This window comes from Streptomyces luteosporeus, from assembly GCF_039532865.1.
GTDB lineage: Bacteria > Actinomycetota > Actinomycetes > Streptomycetales > Streptomycetaceae > Streptomyces > Streptomyces luteosporeus.
On the sequence record NZ_BAAASL010000015.1, the window covers coordinates 49,272 to 69,691 of the forward strand.

Annotated in this window: 2 protein-coding genes (1 of these 2 only partly in view); both read left to right on the top strand. The window is 71.4% G+C overall.

Annotation, left to right across the window (positions count from 1 at the left end):
• Positions 1–11,635, top strand: the 3' portion of a protein-coding gene (locus ABD361_RS20160) for a UvrD-helicase domain-containing protein (RefSeq protein ID WP_344436778.1). It extends 15,638 nt beyond the left edge of the window; 11,635 of the gene's 27,273 nt are visible here — the last part of the coding sequence; the start codon falls outside the window, past its left edge; the stop codon is at positions 11,633–11,635.
• 1,850 nt (positions 11,636–13,485) lie between these two features.
• Positions 13,486–20,355 carry a toprim domain-containing protein gene (locus ABD361_RS20165; protein ID WP_344436779.1) on the top strand — a complete coding sequence of 2,290 codons (6,870 nt, stop codon included), beginning with the start codon at positions 13,486–13,488 and terminating at the stop codon, positions 20,353–20,355.
• The last annotated feature ends 65 nt before the right edge of the window (positions 20,356–20,420 follow it).

Below are 20,420 nucleotides of genomic sequence, written 5' to 3' on the forward strand. Positions count from 1 at the left end.
CGCCAGCGACCTGTACGGGCTCGTGCGGGTGCTGGCCGGCCACGCCCACGAGATGCCGCAGCGCCTGCGCACCTTCGGCACCCGCACCACCCCCGCGCCCGAACTCGCACCTGCTGCCGCGCCGGCGCCCGAGACGGCGGCACCGGCACCGGAGGCCCCGATGACCACCCCCGTACCCGGCGAGGAACTCAAGGAAGCACCGGTGACGGAAGGGGGCGTGTGGGACCCCCACTACCCCGTCCCCGAGACCATCGGCCAACTGTGGAAGACAGCCCAGGCACAGGGCTGGATCATGACCCGCAACACCGAGGTCCAGGGCTACGGCAGCCAGCTCCTCAACGTCGAACTCGAAGCCCACACCCAGGTCGGCTACTGGAAATTCTGGCTTCAGTGGCACCCGCGCAAGGGCCGGTTCGCCGCCGACAAGGAGCGGTCCTTCGCCGACTGGCCCGACGGACGCACCGGGCCGCGCGGCGGCACCACCCACCCCACGGTCAAGGACGCGCTGAACGCCATGCAGCGCTACTCGGCCGTTCCCGCCCCGCAGGAGGTCGGGACACCCCCCGAGCCCGCCGTCACGGCCGAGCCGGCGGTCGCTGCGGTGCCTGCGGCCGGCCAGCCCACGCTGAGCGCGCCGTCCCCAGCCGCACGCCCGGACCCCAACCTGGCCGTGCCGTTCGACGCGCAGGAGATCGAGGACATGCCCGGCTACTGGTGGCGCCTGGAGCCACCCCGCGAGGGCGCCCGCGACAACGTCGAGCACATCACTGTGGGCCACGGCACCGAGCGGATCGGCCACGGCTACGGCCCCAACGGCTGGGACGGCGCGGTCAAGTGGAAGATCGCGGTCGGCACGGACTGGATGCCCGGCGAGCGCACTCCCTTCGGCAGCGCCAAGAAGATCGCCGAACGCCATCAGGCCCTGCAGGAAGCCGCTCACCTCACCGGTCCCCGGCCCACGGAAGCGGTATGGGTCCACCACGACCGTGAGTACGGCGGGGAGAACCGCACATGGGTGTTCGGTGTCGCCGACACCGACAAGGACGCCCTGGCCGCCCTTGAGGCGGAGGACTTCATCCGCATGCGCAGTGCAGGCGCATGGGTCCAGAACCCGCGCATTCGGCCCGAGACCCGGGCCTACAAGACGGGCCTGTTTGTCCGGCGCATGCTCAAGCACGGCCGATCCATCGCCGTCCACTACCACCGTGACGGCGCACCCGCCGACACCGCCCTGCCCGAACTCGACCTGGCGCAGCGCGGCGAACTCGACGCGCTCGCCGAGGGGGAGCGCAGGGACTGGAGCCCGATTGAGTTCCAGGCAGGAGACCAGGTCCTCCTCAAGGGCTCGCGCAGCTGGTGGCACACCGTCACCGACATCCAGCCCGGCAAACTCACCGTGGAACTGGAGAGCGCCGACTACGAGCGCGTTCTGGCCCGCCGTCGCGGCGACGACCTGCTCACCGCGGCCGACCCGGTCGGTGAGATCACCACCGCCCGCCCCGGAACCCTCAACCTGCGTGGCCAGGCACCCGAGGTCCTGGAAGCCGAAGTGGCCCGACTGGAGCTGCCGTTGGCTGAGGCAGCGCACGCTCCCTTCGTCGAGGCCCGCCGCGCCCAGATCACCACCGAGCGGGAGCGCGTCGCAGGAGACCTCGCCCGCAAGGAGAAGAACCGCGCCCAACTGCAGGCCATTCTCAGCAACCCGAAGGAACTGAAGAATCTCAGCGGCCGCCTCGTACACAACGAGGCGGGAGACCTTCTCGGGGCTGTCGTCAGCCGGGACAAGATGCCCGATCCACCCCGGACCCGGAAGCAGAGCAAGAAGTGGATCTTCGTCGACGTGGACGGCAACGCCCTGGTCGCCCTCGAGGCCAAGCGCGACGCGGAGCAGTACGCGATCGACCGCGAAGATGACCTCCACGAGGTCATCCCTGAGGGCTGGCGCAGTGGTGTCTGGACGCAGATCGGGCCCGGAGCAGTCGTACGACTGCCTGCTCCGCAGGGCGGTCGACTCACACCGGAGAGCTGGACCCCGGCGTTCACCGTGGCCAGCATCAGCCGGGACGCAGACGGCTCGGTGACCGTCGACGGTACGCGGCAGGGCGCTTCGGTCAGCTACCACCTGAGCGCGGCCGTGGCGAAGACCGGGCCCCTGCGGGAAGCCGTGGGCGACCTTGCCCTGCTCCCCGAGACCATCGTTGCGCGTGCGGCGCGGCCAGCCCTGCTGGCGGCACTGGACCACCCCACCGACGGGGTGTCCTACCCCCTCGTCGGTCACGACGAGCTGATGCGCAGTATGCGGGCCGTCTCCGCCGCCGCCGAGGCAATCGAGTCCCGCCCCACGCCGGTGGCGAAGCTCCGTGAGCAGGTCCTCTCGGCGCGCGACGCCCTCGTCCACCTGGCGGAGGTGGCCAGTGCGGACGGTGTGGACGTGATGCCCGAGCGGGCACGCGCCGGGGTCCAAGTGATGGAGCACTGGGCCGCACAGCTTGCGGACGTCGACCTGGCCGCCGCGCGCCTGACGGATACAGCAGTGCCGACGGAAGACGTGCAGAGCCCCGTTGACGCGCCCGCCACCGAGCCGCAGTCCGCCGAGCAGACGTCGGTCGGCCGGCCCTGGACGCAGATGCGCCCCGAGGACTTCGACAGCGCCCCGGTACCCGTCGCACAGGACAGCGGGGCAGTGCCGGAAGGCCAGCTGAACCTCGACACCTCCGACGCCGACCTCCCGCGCGAGGACAACCAACCCGAGAACGAGGCGGCCGCACAGGCTGACGGCGTCTTGGAGACAACCGCACAGGAGCCGACCCAGCCGGACGAGCCGGCCGCCCGCACCACCCCGGCCCAGGAGCAGGCGGACGACAAGCCGGTCTCGATCTACGACGCCATACGGCTCGGCGGCCAGGAAGTAGCCCGTGCCCTGCTCGCACGCGTCACCGTCGGCGAACTCGCGGCCGACGGCCAGTTCCTGCGTGCCCCGGTACTGCTGGACGGCGAGGCCATCGGCTCGGTCGTCACCCGCCCCGACGGCTCATACGCTGCCACCACCATCGAGAACTGGACGACGAGGCATCCGTTCGAGACCGTATCCGGAGCGGTCGCCCAGGTTGTCCAGTCCTACGACGAGTGGGTCGCCACCGGCCAGGAGCGCCAGGACCGCGCCCGCGCACTCGGCCTCGACCAGCCGCCCGCCGTACCGGAGGGCAAACTGCCCGAGGACGCCACCCCCGTACCCGGCTACCCCGACTACCACCAGGTCAGCGCCTACCCCGGCACCGTGGTGTACGGGCCGGGCAACCGGAAGATCGGCTCGGTCGAGAACCGCACCTACAACCAGGGCAAGCACAAGACCCTGTACGGCGACGACAGCCCCATCAAGGGGCACGACACCATCGAGCGGTCCGTCCGTCACCTGGTGGAAGTGCACGCTGATCTTCACGACGTGCCCAACGACCAGACGTGGCTGAACGTGTGGATCGAGCACCACCCCGACCACACCTACGTGTGGGGGGCCGCCGAGGAGTACCGCGAGCTCATCTTCGCGCTCGAGGTCGCCGGCGGTCCGCGCGGCTTCAACCGGCGCAACGTGGACGGGGCACACCGACAGCACGGCGCGTACTGGCACGCAATGCCGAAGAACCTGACGTACGAAACCCGCACCGAGAAGATCAACGCCCTGCGGGCCCTGCTGTCGGCGCGCGGCCGCGAGATACCCGTCTTCGAGAGCCTTGAGGCCAAGCAGGAAGCCGAGGCCGCCGCCAGGGCCCGGACGGCCACGCCCGCGCCCACCGCACCAGTACGCGAGACCGCCCCCGGGGCAGACGGTACGGCACCGGCAGCGCAGGAAAAGCGCACCGCCCCTGTACGGCCGCCCCTCAGCCAGCCGTCCCAGGGCCAGGCCGCGCAGGTCATGGCGATCCACGAGATGACCATCGATGACCTCGACGAGACCATCGAGGCGCTGAGGGACGTCACCGACCCGCTATCGCTGGCCTACCGGCTGCGCGCCGAGCGGCGCCGCTGGGCCCTGCAGCGCGAGGAAGCCGAAGGGTGGGTACCGCAACCGCACTACGACGCACAGGGCAACCTGATCGAGCCGTCCCGCGGGCAGATCCTGCGTGAGCGGGCCGACGGCTACCGGCTCAACCCCAACGAGGCCCAGGGCGCCGTCACCAGCGTGGACGACCTGCCGCCCGCGAAGCCCGGCGCCTACACCGATGCCCGGTGGGCTGAGATCGTGGCGGCGGCCGCCGCCACGGAGGACTACCCGCCCACCGCCGAGCAGGAAATCATCATCGAGGCCGCCGCCCGGCGCGGCCTGGACCTGCGGGTGATGGCCCTGGCCGGCACCGGCAAGTCCACCACCTTGAAGATGCTGTCGCGGCGCATGCCCGGCCAGCGGATCCTGTACCTCGCCTTCAACCGGTCGGTCGCCGACGAGGCCATCGAGGCGCAGCAGCGCGGCGAGTACAGCGACAACCTCACCCCGACCACCGCGAACGCCTACGCCAACAGCATGGTCGACGAGGCCCTGCTGACCCGGCTGAACTGGCCCAAGCTCAACGAGCAGCAGCTCGCCGACCGGATGCGCTGGCGCTCCCGGATCCGGGCCGGAGACGGGTCGCTGACCCCGCAGCGGGCCGCGTACCTGGCCAACCGGCTCGTGTCGGAGTGGGCGAAGTCCGCCGACACCGACTTCGCCGCCCACCACCTGCCCGACACTCTCGCCCACCGGGACACGATCTTCGCCGCGATCCGGCCCCTCGCCCAGGAGATGTGGGACAACCTCACCGACCCGAAGGCGACCAACAAGGACCGCGATCTCCCGCTGTCCTTCGATCACACCGTCAAGATGTGGGCGCTCTCCGGCCGGGTCCCCGACACCGACGTGCTGTTCTGGGACGAAGCACAGGACGTCAACCCCGTCATGGAGTCGATCGTCGCCAACGTCCGCGACGCCGGCATCCAGGTCGTGGCGGTGGGCGACAGCAACCAGGCCATCTACGGCTTCCGCGGAGCGACCGACGCCCTGGGACGCCTGCCCGCGGACGCGACCGCCACGCTCACTCAGACCTTCCGGTTCGGCGACGCCGTCGCCGACATCGGCAACCGCTTCCTGCGCCTGGGCGGCACCCGCATGCGGCTGGCCGGCTGGGACCGCAAGACCTCCCGCCTCGCAACGATCGACCCGGGTGACGAGACGATGCTCATCGCCCGCACCAACGCGGGCGTCGTCCTCGGTGCCGTCGAAGGCCTGCGGGCGGGCCGCAAGGTCGCGGTGTCCGGAGGACTGGCCGACCTGCGCAAATTCCTGGAAGCCGCCGAAGCGCTGCGCGAGGGGGAGCGCACCAGCCATCAGGAACTGGCCCGCTTCAACGGCATGGCCTGGGACGAGATCCTGGAGACCGCTGAGAGCGAGCCCGAACTCAAGCAGCTCGACTCCATGTTCAAGCTGATGGAGCGGCACAGCGAGGAGCTCGACGCGCTACTGGAGTCCGTGCGGATGCCGCGCCCCTTAGTAGAGGACGACGGCGAGCGCCTGTACGTCAAATTCGCCCATGGCGACGGCAACTTCCAGGCCACGAAGGAGTGGCTCAAGAGCAAGGGCGTCGGTTTCGGATGGGACGGCGACGCCAGGCGGTGGAGCTTCCCGCCGCCGAGGAAGCCCGCCACCTCGGCGACCGAGGCCGAGCGCTACCGGCTGCGCGAGCGGGTCGAGCAGTACATCACCGACCACTACACCGCCCCCGCCAGCGACAACGGCGGGCAGGTCGTCGACCAGGCCGCACCCCATGACCTCCTGGTGTCCACCGCGCACAAGGCCAAAGGCATGGAGTCGCCGCGCGTCCGCATCGCCGGGGACTTCAAGGGCCCCAAGGAGAGCGCCAGCGGCGGCATCGACTGGGACACGATCCCCGACGACGAGCAGCTGCGCCTGGCCTACGTCGCGGTCACCCGCGCCACCGACATCCTGGATGCCGGCTCGCTCGGCTGGATCTTCGACGTCACCCGCGAAGACGACCCGATGCAGGAGCCGGACGGCATCTACCTGCGCGCATGGCAGATCGGCGACTTCGCGCCCGGCAACCGAGTCACCTTCTGGAGCGAGGACGGAGAAAGCCTCCTCGACGGGGACATCGCGGAGCTCGACGGCACCGCGCTGCTCGTGAGGACCGACGACGGGCGCACCCAGGCGGTCGTCACCGCTCAGATCGTCCGCCGCAATGGCCAGGACCAGCCGCACCTGCCCGTGGCCAGCGACGAGGAACTCGACGAGGCCCTCAACAGCGGCTTCGTGCCGCTGACGGCACCGAGCCCGAGCAGTGCGGCCCCGCCGTCCCCGCAGACCTCGCCCCGTCCTGCCGCCGCGCCCAGCACCGGTGCCCAGGCACCGCACGCACCGAACGCACCGTCCGCCGCCGAGGGCACCGGGGAGGAAGCCGCCGTGGACACACCGGAGGCGACCGAGCAGCAGGCTCAAACGGCGCGCACCACCGCAGACAGCACGACGCAGACGGCCCCCGACCGGGACACGTTCACCGCGCTCAAGCCGCCCCAGACCAGTGCCCTGACCGGGGCGGACGGCACCCTGTGGTGGGGCGGCCGGGCCGCCGGACGCAACAAGCCGATCACACAACCTGTCCTCGCCCGGCTGAAGTTCGGACCGCGCGGCATAGTCGACGTCGAGGACGCCGTCACCGGCAAGCACATCACCCGCATCCGCACTGGAACACCGTTCTTCGCCGCCGCCCCGCGCCTCACTGAGCCGCAGGAGCCGTCCACCACCGCGGGCGTCGGCCAGAACGCCGCCGTCGACACGGAGCAGAGCCCCACAGCGCCGCCCGCCGCCACCGATGACGCGCCGCCCGCGGCCGAAGCACCGCACCCCGCCGCGACCGCCGCGTCGGCGCCGTCGTTCAGGGTGATCCCCCGGGCCACGGACACCGGCCGGCGCTGGGCCGTCGTGGACCGCACCGACGGGGACGTCGTCTGGATCCGCCACCAGGACCAGGACCCCGTCGAAGCCGTCTTCGCAACCAAGGAAGACGCCGAACGCACACGCCACAGCCTCGCCAGCGACCCCGGCCTACGCGTCCCCGCACCCGAGACGGTAGCCACCGCCCCGGGTACAGGCGAAGCCCAGCGGCACGCGGCGGGCCCCGCCCTTGCTCCGGTCCTGGGCAAGATCATCGCCAAGGACACCCGCGGCACCGACCAGCTGGTGAAGATCCAGGTCGGTAACGAAGCCAGCGGCCTGCGCGTCTACGTCGCCTGGAACCCCATCGGCGCTGACCAGGTCCAACTCCACCAGTCGGTCTACCTCTCCGGCACCCTGGGCGCCGAGACCGCCTTCCACGGACGCCTCGAAACCTCCGTCGAGGGCGGCACGGTGGAAGGCGAAGCCGCCGCCCAGGACCGCCACAACCTCACCCAGCCCGTCCCCCAGGGCTGGATACCCGCCGACCCGAGCGCCGCTCCCACCCTCGACGTAGGCCAGCAGGTCCGCATCCTCGACCCGCACCACCCCGCGCACGCCGCCACCAGCCAGCCGGGCACCGGGCAGCTGTACAGCACGGTCACCGTGGAGCTGGCCGACGCCAGCTCGTACGCCGGCACCAGCGCGGACGGCCGCGTCCTGGTCTTCACCCGCGACCAGGTCGTCGCGGTACCGGGCGACGGCGCAGCCCAGCCGCAGCAGACTGCCCCGGCCCCGGCGCCGGTTTTCGAGCAGGATGCCGTCACACGCGAGGTTTCCGCCGCTCTCCTCGCCAAGCTGCGGGAGGTTCCCTACGCCCAGCGGGCTGGCCGGTGGGCGGTCGCTGACCTCGAGCGGCGCCCGGACGGCTCCCGGGTGGAAGTCCTGCTGCGCAAGAGCGGCGAGTGGGCCCAGGCCGTCGCGGTCGGAGCGCACAACCTGCGCGACGAGCGTGGCCACTACCACGGGCTCGAAGATGTGCTGGCCTGGCGGGACGCCACCCGGCTCGTCACCCTTCTGGACCGCCGCGATCGCACCCCGCGCCCGGGCGCGGTGGCACCCGTGCTGGTGCAGGACCGCACGCCCAAGCCCCCGCTGGTCTCCAGTGCGCCTCAGGGCATGGCACCGGCCGACCTCGAGCGCCGGGCCACGGCCCTGGACCAGTGGCTCAACGCGTACGCGGCACAGGGCGACACCGCCGACAGTGTCCGCGCCGTCGAGCAGCGCGACGCCCTGCGCGCCGAGCTGGAGCAGCGTCGCCTGCGCCAGGTGGACGCCGAACAGCTCGGCGGCATGGACGCCTTCCGCCAGGACCTGGCCGACCTCACCGTGGAGGCGGCCGACCCCGGCGGCGCCCGGGGCGTCCTGCGCAACGGCACCCGGATCGGCACCGTCGTGTCGAGCACTGCGGGCTGCCACTTCGTCCCCGATGGCCAACTGGCCCTGGCCGAGGGCACCGCCTACGCCAGCCCCGAGGGCGCCGCGGTCGCGCTCAGCCGCTTCCTCGCCGGCGTCCCCGAGAACCAGCCGCTGAAGGCGCCCGCAGGACCCGCCCCGATACCGGCGCCGCGCTTCCTCCTCACCCCCGAGGAGAAGAAGGCTGACCCCACGGCCGACTCCAACATGCTGCTCAAGGCCCACCTGAGCAGCGTTGTCCACTACAAGGCCGACCCGGACCAGCGCAGCCAGCAGATGATCGTCGAGCTGTGCCGCAAGCACGGCAAGACCGAGGCCGGAACCCACCTGAGCTCCGGCGGACGACTCGCGATCATCACCGTCGCCCCCGAGCGCTACGAAGTGCGGGCACCGGACCGCCTCACCAAGGTCTTCGGGCCCTGGGGCGAGCAGATCAAGACCCGCGAGCGGGCCAACCGGATCGCGGACGCACTGGAGAGCATCCGCGACGAACAGGGCCGCCCCTTCCCCTGGGACATGCCCAACCCGACCCTACGGGCCTTGCCGATGAAGGCCCTCCACTGGAAGGACCAGCACGGCCACGACATCAAGCAGGCGATCCTGCACGCCCTGGTCACCCAGGGCCTGGACGAGCGGGACCGGCGCTACGCCAAGGAGTACCAGAAGGAGACCGGCCGCCGCCTGACCGCGCCCGCTCCCCAGACCGCGCCCCGGCCCGCCCCCGAGCAGACCGACCCCTCCATGCCGGTACCGGGCAACTTCGTGATCACCAACGTGAAGAAGGTCCTCGGCGAGGTGGCCGCAGCCGACGGCACCTTCTGGTGGAAGGGTGAAGTCAACAACCCGCAGGCCACCCAACTACGCTCCAACCTGCCGCCCCTGGACGTCCCGATCTTGGTGCGGATCGAGGAATCCGCCGACGCGAAGGGCGCGAGCATTGGCTGGGTCCGGGTCCTGGACGCCGCCACCGGCAACCACATCCAGAACATCCGCTCCACCAGCCACGTCATGGTCGCCACCCCGCTTGCACCCGCCACACCGGCAGGAGAGACGGCCCTGGTGCAGCGGCGCTTCGCCTCCCTCGGCCAGGTCCGCACCCACCTGATGGCCGCGAAGATCCCCGGAATGAGCGCCGGGCGCCGCACCGAGGTACGCAAGCTCGCCAAGGACCGCGAACTGGTGGAGCTCACCGACGACGGCCAGTTCGCCATCCGCCGCAATGGCGAGACCTTCGAGGTCCTCCCCGCGGGCAGCGGCCTGCCCTTCGACGGACTCCTGCCCGCCCTCTATCTCAGCCCCGAAGCCGCCCGCGACCTCGCCGACCCCCAGCCGCTGGAGGGCCTGCCCTCCCTGGAAGAAGCACGCGACTTCGCCGGCCGACTCACCGAACTGCGGACCACCGGCGGAGAGCCGATCGACTGGAGCGACCCGCAGCTCAGCGCGCGGCTGTCCGCAGAGGAGTTCGTCCACCTCAACCACACGGTCCTGGAGGAGCGCGCCCACCACGACCGCGCGCACGACCAGGCCAACTCCCCCAGCGACGCCATGTGGCAGCTCTTCGAGGACCAGCCCCAGCGCCCCGAGCAGGACACCGACACCATGCGCTGGGCGGACACGCTCACCCCCGGCGACTGGGTCTGGCTGACGATCAACGGCGAGGACAAGGCCTGCGAAGTCATCCAGCGCAGCGACACCGAGTTCGGCACCGTAGCGATCACCCTGGACGACGACAGCACCTGGCACCTGCCCCGCAACCTGCCCGTAGAGCACCCGGGCCAGGACACCATCCTTGACGCAGACGGCGAGACTATCGGCCTGCGCCTTGACGCCGACTTCGTCCTCAACGACGACGTCATCGAATTCGACCTCGACGCCGACGGCACACCGCTCGCGCCGAGCGGCGCCGCGGGGATACCCGCCGCCGGCACCCTCCGGATCCGCGGCCGCGCCATGGTGACCCACAACCACCCCCACGGCGGCGGCGAGCGGACGTACCTGATGGACGCCACCATCGTCAACGGGGCAGACATCCAGCCGGCCTCGGTCGAGTTGAAGTCCACGGCCTTCGAACTGCCCGAAACTGTCTACCGACTCTCCCTGCGGGCACCGCTCGCACCGCAAGAGGCACAACCGCAACCCACCGCCCTGGCCCGGCCGACTCCTCAGCCGCACACCACACCCGTGCCGGAAACAGAGATCGGGCCGGACATGGACGCGGAGCTGGCGGCGGCGATGGAGGCGGAGCTGGCCGCCGACCTCAAGGCGGAGCTGGCCTCGAATGTCGAAGCCGACGCCGACCAGGACGGTAACGTCGAGGCTGCGCTCGCAGCTGTGCTGGGACTGGCATCCGAGCTCGAAGACGAGACCGGCCCGGGCCTGGAGACCGATCTTGAGCCGGAGCCCGACCAGGAGATCGAAACCGACGACCTGGAGTTCGAGCGCGAAGCGGACCTCGAACCGAAAACCGAGGCGGAACCTGAGCCGCACGAGGAAGCCGAGACGCAGAACGTAACGGAGCTGCCCACCAAGCTGTCCGAGGGCGAACAACTACGCCGAGACCTGCTGTGCCTGCTCAACGACCGGGACGCACCCACCACGCCTACCGAGCACGCGATCGTCGGCGGCGCGCCGCTGTACGTACGGGTCGCACAGAGTGCCCGGCACGGGCAGCAGGTCGTGCAGTTCGGGTTCGACCCCACCACACCCCTCGCAGCTGCCCAGTTCACAGCGGCGGAACTCGAAGGCGCCACCGGAGACCAGATTCTGCGCGGCGTGCTAGCACGCCGTCCCACATCCCAGCGTCCTATCGTCCCGGACCGGCTGCGCGAGTACCTCCTGAAGCTTATGGACGACCCGCATGCCCCCAGCGAGCCCACGCTCCAGAACACGATCAGCGGCCTGAACCTGTACGTCGCGGTGACAGGCCACCCGCAGCACAGGAAGGTGCTGCGTTTCGGATTCGATGCGAAGGCCAGGGTCGCTGGACTCTTCACCCGGGGCGACCTCCAAGGTGCCCCCAGCGCCAAGGTGGTCGAGATCGTGGAACGCTACGGAGAGGCGTTCGTTCAAGATCGCCTCAACACTGACCGCGCGCGTCAGCTCCGCGACCGCCTTCAGGCCGGAGCCCGCCAACGGCAGATGCCCCAGGCGTCTTCCACTGCCGCGACGCCTGGACGTCCGCAGCAGCCGCGCCCCGATGAGCTGGGACGTCCGGTCGCACCGACCACCGCGCCGTCCCGGTGACCGAGGGCACGGACCGCCTGGGGGGATCGGCCAGCAGTTTTACGGGCCGAGCATTCCCCCAGGCGGGAGGGCGACAGGCAGGCTGCGCCCTCGACCACCCGTGATCCCTAGCGTCGAAAGGCACGTGATCTGCCCCAGGGACTCCAGGCGGCCCGGCCGCCACCCGTGATCACCAACGAGGTGACGAATTGGCCACCGCCCCGGAGGAATTCCCGGCCCCGCCCCGCAGTGCACAGGGCGGCTGGGGAGACCAGGACGCTCCTCCTGCGCTTGACGCTGCCGCCGAAGGGTGGACGGACGCGGACGACGCGCCCAGGGTCCTGCCACCCGACGCAGGATGGACCATGGAGGAGGAACCTCCCTCGGGTCTGACCGTGCCCGGCGAGCCGCAGGGTTGGTCTGCCGCGCACGACGCTCCCCGGGTTCTCGCCCCACAACAGACCACCGGCGCGACAGCCGACCCCGCGACGGCGCGCCGTGGGAGCGGCACATGGGGAGACGAAGACCTCCAATCGGCCCTCAGCCCTGAAGGCCCGGGATGGGCGAGTACCGACGACGCCCCGCGGGTCCTGGACACGGCCGCGGCGCCGCCGGCATCCGCCTTCGCCGGAGAACCGGTTGGTTGGACGGCGGCCGAGGAACCTCCGTCGGGTCTGCCCCCGGCTGAGGAGGGCTACGGCTGGGCTGCCACCGATGACGCACCGCGCCCGCTGGCACCCGAGCACGACGCCGACGAAACAGTCGGCCCTGCAGCTCTCGGCGCCGTGGCCGAGGGCTGGGGAAGCGACCAGGGCGCACCCCGTGTCCTGCAGACGCCCACGAGGGATCCTGCTGCCTCGGCTCCGCCAGGTCTGGGCTGGATGTCGGAGCAAGAGCCGCCGTCAGGGCTGGAGCTCCCCGACGCGGGCGCCGGTTGGTCCGCAGCCGACGACGCTCCGCGCGTACTCGCACCCAGGCCGGAAAGCGCGTGGGGTGACCAGGACGCCCCCGCAGCCTTCGGTGAGGTGCCCCGGGGCTGGGGGAGTGATGAGGACGCCCCCCGCGTCTTGGACGCTCCCGCGACAGCGTTGGCTTCCCCGGCTGCACCTGATCTGCCGTGGACGGCGGAGGGAGAAGTGCCGTCGGGCTTGCTGCTTCCGGATGCGGGCCCCGGCTGGTCCGCAAACGACGACGCTCCGCGCGTACTGGCACCTGGACATGGCGCCGCGCGCGGATCCGGTCCCAGAACCCTGCCGAGCCAGGACGGGCGCACCGACTCCCGCACTGCAGCCCAGCCGGACGGCCGTGCGGCTGCGGGGGTTCCCCGCTCCGCGCAGCGGAGTCCGCGCAGCAATGCGGGCCAGGCTGCCGACGCCGATGCCCGCGGCGACCCAGACACCCCCGATCTCCAGACCATTCCCGGGGCCGACAGCGACGCCACCGAAAGGATGCTGACGCAGCCGTCCGCCGCAGCGAGGGGCCCGGCGACAGAGGAGCCAGCCGCCCTGATCGCCGCCGTCGACAGGGCACCCACGCAACCTTTCCCGGAGCGCAGCGAGGCAGCCACCGGGCGCCAAGGCCCGTCGAGCGGAAATTCTTCTGCCCTGCCGGCAGACCCGTCAGCCGAGGCGTGGGGAGACGAAGATGCCCCTTCCGGTCTCCTCGATGCTTCCGAGCCGCAAGACGAACCCGCCCCTCAGGCGACTGCCCCTGCTGCCCAAGCCTCCGCTACGCCCGAGAACTCCACGCGCGCCAGCGGATCTGCACCAGAACCAGGGCAGAACGCGCAGGCAGGCGCGGAGCCGACCGCGGACTCCGAGGCGCGTTGGCGTGCGCGGCCCGGTATCCAGGAGCAGACCACGCTGTTCGCCATGGCACAGCCTGAGCCGGCCTCCACCGCCGACCAGGACACCCCCGGCACGGGGCAGGCCACTGCCGCACCAGAGGACACCCTTCCGCGCTACTCCCAGACACGCCATCGGGACCTCAACGACATCGCCCGCGGCAATATCACCGAAGTCGACGGCCGGTTCATGCAGCGCGTGCCCCGCCGCTCCGTCCACCTGGCAGGCTCACCGCAGCGCATCAGCGCCCTCCTGGACAACGGGCTTGCCGAACGCGACGGCGCGCAGATTCGCCTCTCCGAGCGCGGGCACGCCTGGTACACCCGCTACAACCTCACCGTGCCCGGCGTCCCCCGCGACATCGAGATCGTCAACCGGGCACCACTGCCGCCCATCGACTACGCGCCCCTGGGTGCCCTCCCGGTACCCGTGGAGAGCGGCGCTGCCCCGAGGCCACCGGCTCCGGCACCCCTGCGGGACGACTGGCACAAAATCGGCAGGCGAAGCAAGAAGGAGATCGAGGAGATCTACGCGATGGCGGCCGAGGCCGCCGCACGGGCCGCCCGGTCGACCGCCCGCGACGTCGCCGACCTTGCGGCCGGAGCCGACCGCACCTACTGGACCTACCAGTACCCGTTGGCCCAGTACGACGAGAACGCCGCCGCCGCGCTCGAGACGCTGACCGACCCCATCGCCCACGAGTACGCCGTCGGTGCCGTACTGAATCTGCGCGCCGCTCTGGAGGTGGCGGGCCGCGAGGCGACCGATCACTACGTGAACAACGTTCGCAGCCCGGTGTGGAAGACCACCCGAGGAGTACAGGCGGACGACGTCCACCGGGTCCGCGTGCGCGGCATCGTGATGACCTACCTCGATGCCGTCCGCGAGCACGCAACCACGTACGACCTGGACGCTGAAGCAATCGTCAACGTGCTGGAGGACGCGGCGGGTTGGACGGGCGAGCTCGTGCGGCTTGGCAACAAGGACGTCAAGTTCCCGCTGCTGCCCGCGGCGGAACATGTGGCCGAGGCAGCACAGCACGTGGCCAACGCCCTGCGGGCCTACGCGCTGGGGGAGAGCGACACGGTCGACACTCTGGCCGACCGCCGCGCGACCTGGCGCGCCCTCGAGCCCCGGCGTGCCCCGTCCGCATTCGCCGGTGAGGTACCCGGCCCGGCTCCCGGCACCCCGATCGACGCTCCGGCGCAGCCCGTCCCGGGCGTGTCCGATCAGGGCCGCGCATCTGCTGTGCCGCCTGCGCCCGCACCGGCTCCGGCGGAAGACGGCGGACCGCTCGAGCCGTCGGCCGAAGGTCCGCCAGAGGCCGCCGCGGAGCCGACGTCCCCCAACCACGACGGCGCCTCCGGCAGCGAGGCGGCAGCAGCACCTCCTACGGCCGACCAGAGCATCGGCAGCCGGCAGCGCATGCGTCAGGGCCCGCTCGTTCGGGAGCAGCCCGCCAGCGGAGAAGACATGTTGTTGCCGCAGGCGCCGGCACCCGCTGACGACGCCGACCCTCCCGAAACTGCCCTCGACGCCGCCCCGGCCGACGCAGGCGACGCGGAGAACGCGGTGACGCAGGCGCCGGACAAACCGGTCGTACCCGCGGCTGCCGCCTCCACGGCCACGCCCGAGGTCCCTGCAGGACGCGCGGCCGACCGCACTCAGAGCCCCGGGCGCGCCGCAGCTTCGCCGGCCGAGACCGCCCCCACGGCCAGTGACGCGGACGAGGAGTCCCCCGACGCCGGCCGTGTCGCCTTGGCAGAGCCCACCGCGGATGAGGCCGACGACCGGGCGCAGACCACCGCTGCCGAAGTCGGAAGCAGGCCGCGCCCCCAACCGGCCGCCGTACGTCAGGAGGGCACCGTGGCCACCAGTGCACCGTCGCACTCCACCGCAGCCGAGCAACCACTCACCCCCGACTCACAGAGTGGCACCGAAACCGCCGCGCCCTACCCGGACGCCGCCGCGTACACGGCTGCCCACCAGGCCCTGCTGCAGGAGCTCGACCAGCACGAACAGTGGCTGTCGGCCACCCCGGCCGCTTCCCGGGCAGCAACGTCCCTGACCGGCACCGACACCCTCGGCGTCTCCGGCCTCACCGACTTGCTCGCCCTGCAGGCCGCGCTCGGCACGGGCACAGACGACAGAGGCCAACGTGCACAGCTCGCCCGGAAGCTGGGCCACCACATCCACTGCGCGCAGCTGACCCTCGCGAAGGACTTCCATGACCAAGCGGCGCGGACGACCGATACGGACAAGCTACGCGACTTGTACCGCACGGCCGTCCAGGGGCAGGTCATCGCCATCATCCAGCAGACCGAGGACGGCGAGATGGAGCTCGGCCAGTACATCCAGCGCCGCGCCCAGCAGGTCACCTTGCAACCCGTCGGCACACCGGGCTCGACCGAGCCGACGCCCGAAGCGGCACAGGAGCCCACCACGATGGCCGTGGACCAGTCCGACGACATTCAACTGCCCGTCTTCGAGCTGCCCGGTGAGATCCTCATGACCGCCGAGGAGGCCGCGCCGCGTCTGCTCGCCCAGGCGCAGGCCCAGCTGGCCGGCGGCGCCACTGAGGTCGCGCTCCTGGCCCACGTCCACGGTCGCCCGGTCTACGCGCTGGTCGATCACCAGGCAGAGGGGCCCGTGCTCTGGCTCGGGCTCACCGCCGTGGACGAAGAAGGCAGCGCGCGGGCCGTCACCCTCCCGGCCGTCGACCTCGCCCAGGTCGACGCGCCAACGCTGCTGGCCGCGGTGACCGCGTGGATGAACGCGAGCGACGGCGGCGCCCGGCCGCTCCTGGACTACGGCCCCACCACCCCTGCACCAGCCCCGAGCCAGCCGGCTCCCGGTCCCGCGACCCCCGCACCACCCGCAGCGGAGCCGGACACCGCTCAAGAGGCCCCCGCCCCTCCCTCTCCAGCGGCCCCGGAGTCCGCGACCGCCACCGGGGAGGCAGAGCAGAACGGCCCCGGCAGCCCCGCCGCGCAGCCCGCGGCACAGTCGCCCGCACCAGCGGACCAGAAGGCCGTGACGGCGCCGGTCGACACCGCGGCCGCTGCCACCGATGCGAAAGCGGAGGTGCGCCCCGGCAAGGAGCAGCAGGAGCAGGACAACGCCGGGCAGACGGCACCCGCCACCACCCCTGCCGAACAGCCCGGATCCGCCACAGCCGACCCCGTCGGCCAACTCACGGCGCTGGCCCGATCCGCCCTCACCGACCTCGGCGTCACGCTGCAGGCAACCGGCGTCCTCACCGCCGACCGGACCGTCGTGATCACCCTGGAGACCAGCGGCAACGCCGAACGTGACCGCGAGCTCGCCGACAGACTCCAGCCCGTCCTGCACGAGGCGATCCGCCAACACCCCCAGAAGAGCCTGGCCGCCTACCGAGTCGACGTCCAGCACACCCTCCAGGTAGGCCAGGGCGCCCTGCAGGATGCCTCCGGCGCTAAGGTCGGTGTGCCGCGCGAGCGGCTGATCGAAGTCAACCGTGCGGCCGCCCAGATCTTCGCCGAACACCTGCGCAGCGATCCGCACGCCGAGCTGTCCCGCACCTACCTGACCGACGAGCGCCAGCTCCCCGCCGAGGTACAGCAGGAGTGGGGCCTGGGCTATGCCCCCTCCGACCGTGGCGCCGGCCGCTGGGACGTGCTGACCCGCGAGCTGATGGCCCAGGGCTTCAGTGAAGCCGAACTCCTCCACGCAGGCCTCGCCACCACCAGCAAGCGCGGCACGTTAATCGACGCGTTCACCGACCGGATCATGCTCCCGATCCACGACGAGAACCAGGACATTGTTGGCTTCAGCGGACGACGCGTCGACCGGCCCGGCGAGACGGAAGAACAGGCCAAGGAACGCGGGGGACCGAAGTACGTCAACACCTCGAACGACGCCGACCTGTTCAACAAGAGCGATCTCGTCTTCGGGCTCCACCACCCCGCCCAGGCCGAGTCCCTGGCCAGCAGCAGCGGGCCCCGGGTCAGTGTGGAGGGCTACCTCGACGTGATCGCTGTCGCGCGAGCGGCCGCCACGCTGCCGATCGAGCAGCGGCCCGTGGTCGGCGCCCCGATGGGCACCGCGTTCACCGAACGCCAGCTCACCGTCCTGCGGGGCCTCGACACCGACAATCCGCGCTCCCACATCGTGTTCCTGGATGCGGACGAGAGCGGTCGCAAGGTGCTGCTCGACAAGTGGGACCTGCTGGTGAATGCTGCCGGGCCCACCACGGTGACCACCGCTCCGGACGCCAAGGACGCGGCGAAGCTGTGGGAAGAGGGCATCGCCGCCGGCGGCGACGGCGCCGCGCCCGTGCTGCACGCCCTGGAACAGCGCCGGCCCCTCCTCGACGCCACGGTAGAAGCGGTCCTGGTGAAGAACGCCGACGAGAGCGAACGAGCCAACCGTGCCTTCGACTCCACCCGGTCCTTCCCGCGCACGCGGGCCATCGCCGCCGAGGCCGCCCGCTACATCCACGAGTCGGTCCAGGCCGAAGCGCCCGGCGACACGACCGCGCTGGAGCAGGCCGCTCTCAGCTGGGCGAAGCGACTCGACCAGGAGTGGAAGATCCCCGGGCACATGACCGCCACCGCCGTGCTCCTCGGCCCGGGCAGGCACCACGAGGACTACGAGAACGAGGTCTACGAACAGGCCCTGGACCTGCTCGCCGCCGACCCCGAGGGGTACTTCGCGAGCGACTCCCACGTCCGCAGCCGCCAGTTCGCCGCCGAGGGCACGTCCGTGCGCACTGCGACGCCCTCACCCGAGGGTGCTGGATCCGAGGCGCGTCATCCCGGGCAATGGGCCGCCGGGGCCCGCGCCAGGGGCCCCATCACTCCGACCAGTCCTCAGGCTGACGAGCCTGCGCCTGAGCAGGAGCAGTTGGCGTTCAGCATGATTCTGCCCTCCCCGGTCGAGGGACGGCGAGAAGTCGAGTACACCGACCGCACCACCGCAGCGTATGCCCTGCACGCGGCCGTGCACGAACGCCTCGGTCAGCACACCATCGAGAGCCCCGAGCTCGACCGGCTGCCCCAGCCGCTGAAGCTGGGCACCATCTACGGCGTCGACCTGAGCACCTCAGGAGACGACCAGACGAGCGACGACCCCACCGTCGTGGTGTGGCTCGGTACCGCCCGGCCCGACTCGCTGCGCATGTCGTACAGCCGCTTCGTGGAGATGAGCGGCCCGGAACTGCTTGCCGCCATCGAGTGGCGCGCCGCCCAGGCCGCCGGACTCCTCGGCACTCCCCTGAGCCAGAGCTGGCGCGCAGCGGTGCGCAGCATCCTGCCACCCGCATTCCCGGCCCAGCCCACCCCCGCCCAGCTCGCTGATCTCCTCGATACGATCGCCCAGGGCCCCGACGGTAACCAGGAGCACACCCGGCGGCGTGCCGAACAGGCCCTCTCCGCGTACACGGCCGGACACCCGGACCTGGCTCTGGACGTCCTGGCGCCCGACGGTCACATCTGGGTCCTGCGCAACGACGGCTCCTGGATTCAGGAAGAGACACAGCAGACCTGGGAGGAACTCGACAACGGGTTCAGCCAGGAGGCAGCCGAGCTCGACGACATCACCCGCGCCGCCGCCGAGCTCCCGCCCGCCGACGAGACACCAATGGCGGCCGATCTCACGGTCGCCCACCACAGTGCGCACGAAGCCCTCGCCGCACTGCGCCCGTACTCCATCGGCCTGCCCGGCACCATCTACGAAAAGATCACCGACCTGGTGGCCCAGATAAATGCCAGTGAGCCCGCGATGCGCCGGCTGCACGGTCCCGGCGGCGAGCAGTTAATGAACCGGGCCAAGAGGTGCGTCGTCCGCATCCTCGAGGGACTGGCCACCGTCGCCTCCAAGATCCGGCTCACCAGCCTGGGCAACCGTCTGGAACGCACCATTGCCCGCCTGCGCGGTCAGGACCCGGACGGGCAGACCCTCCCGCGCGCGGTGGGCACCGACCGGCGCATGCAGGACCTCGCTCACATTGAGCGCGACCTCGAACGCCGTATGGCATCTCCCACCACCGTGTTCGCCGAGCGCGGTGACCTCCAGGAGCAGTGGATCATCAACCGGGCCCGCTGGCGTGCCCGCTACGAACAACTCACCGGCCAGCCCCCGGGCGGGGACTTCCTGCCCGACAACGGCCTGGTCGCAGGCGCTCCGCCCGTCCCGAACCTGATCGCCGCACACGAACTGCTGCTGGACTGGCTCTCCGCCCGTGTCGCCGAACTGCGCGACACCGACCCGCACACCGGCGAGGACGCCTACCCCTACGAGCCCACCGCCGACCTCTTCAACGGTGTGGCCTGGGCCTACCAGCAACGCCTGATCGGGGTCGTGCCCACCGGCGCCGACCCGCAAGGCCCCATTCCGCCGGCCCAGTTGCGGCAGGCCGCCCTGACGGTCACCGCCCACCAGAACGCCTCCCCGCTCACCCTGCGGCGCACGATGAACGTCACCGCCGAGCGGGCCGACCGGCTCCTGCACCGCCTGGAGGAGCAGCAGATCCTCGGACCCTACCGGCCCGATGCACCGCGCACCGTCCTGGCCCGCGCCGCCGACATCGACACCCTCCTCGCCCGGCCCGCAACCCACACCGGCCCCCGCACCCCACCCGCCGCCGCGCCGACGACGAAGACCCCCGCCCCCAAGGCGGCGGACGCTCCGGAGGCAGACGTCGACGAACTCGTCATGACCCGGCTCCGCGAGCTCGCCAGCAAGATCATCGCCGACAAGGAGACGCGCAGCGTGACCGGCGGCGAGAGCGACCCGGCCGACGGCACAGCGCCGGCATCGCGTGTGCACAAGAACCTGCGCAAGACCGCACACCAGGAAGCCGAAGGCAACGCGCTCGCCGCAGGCCAGTCCACCTCACTCGCCCCCAGCCAGTCCTGACGCGGAGACCGTGATGACGACACCGACCCCACTGCAGACCGAACCGACCCCACCCGTGCCGAAGT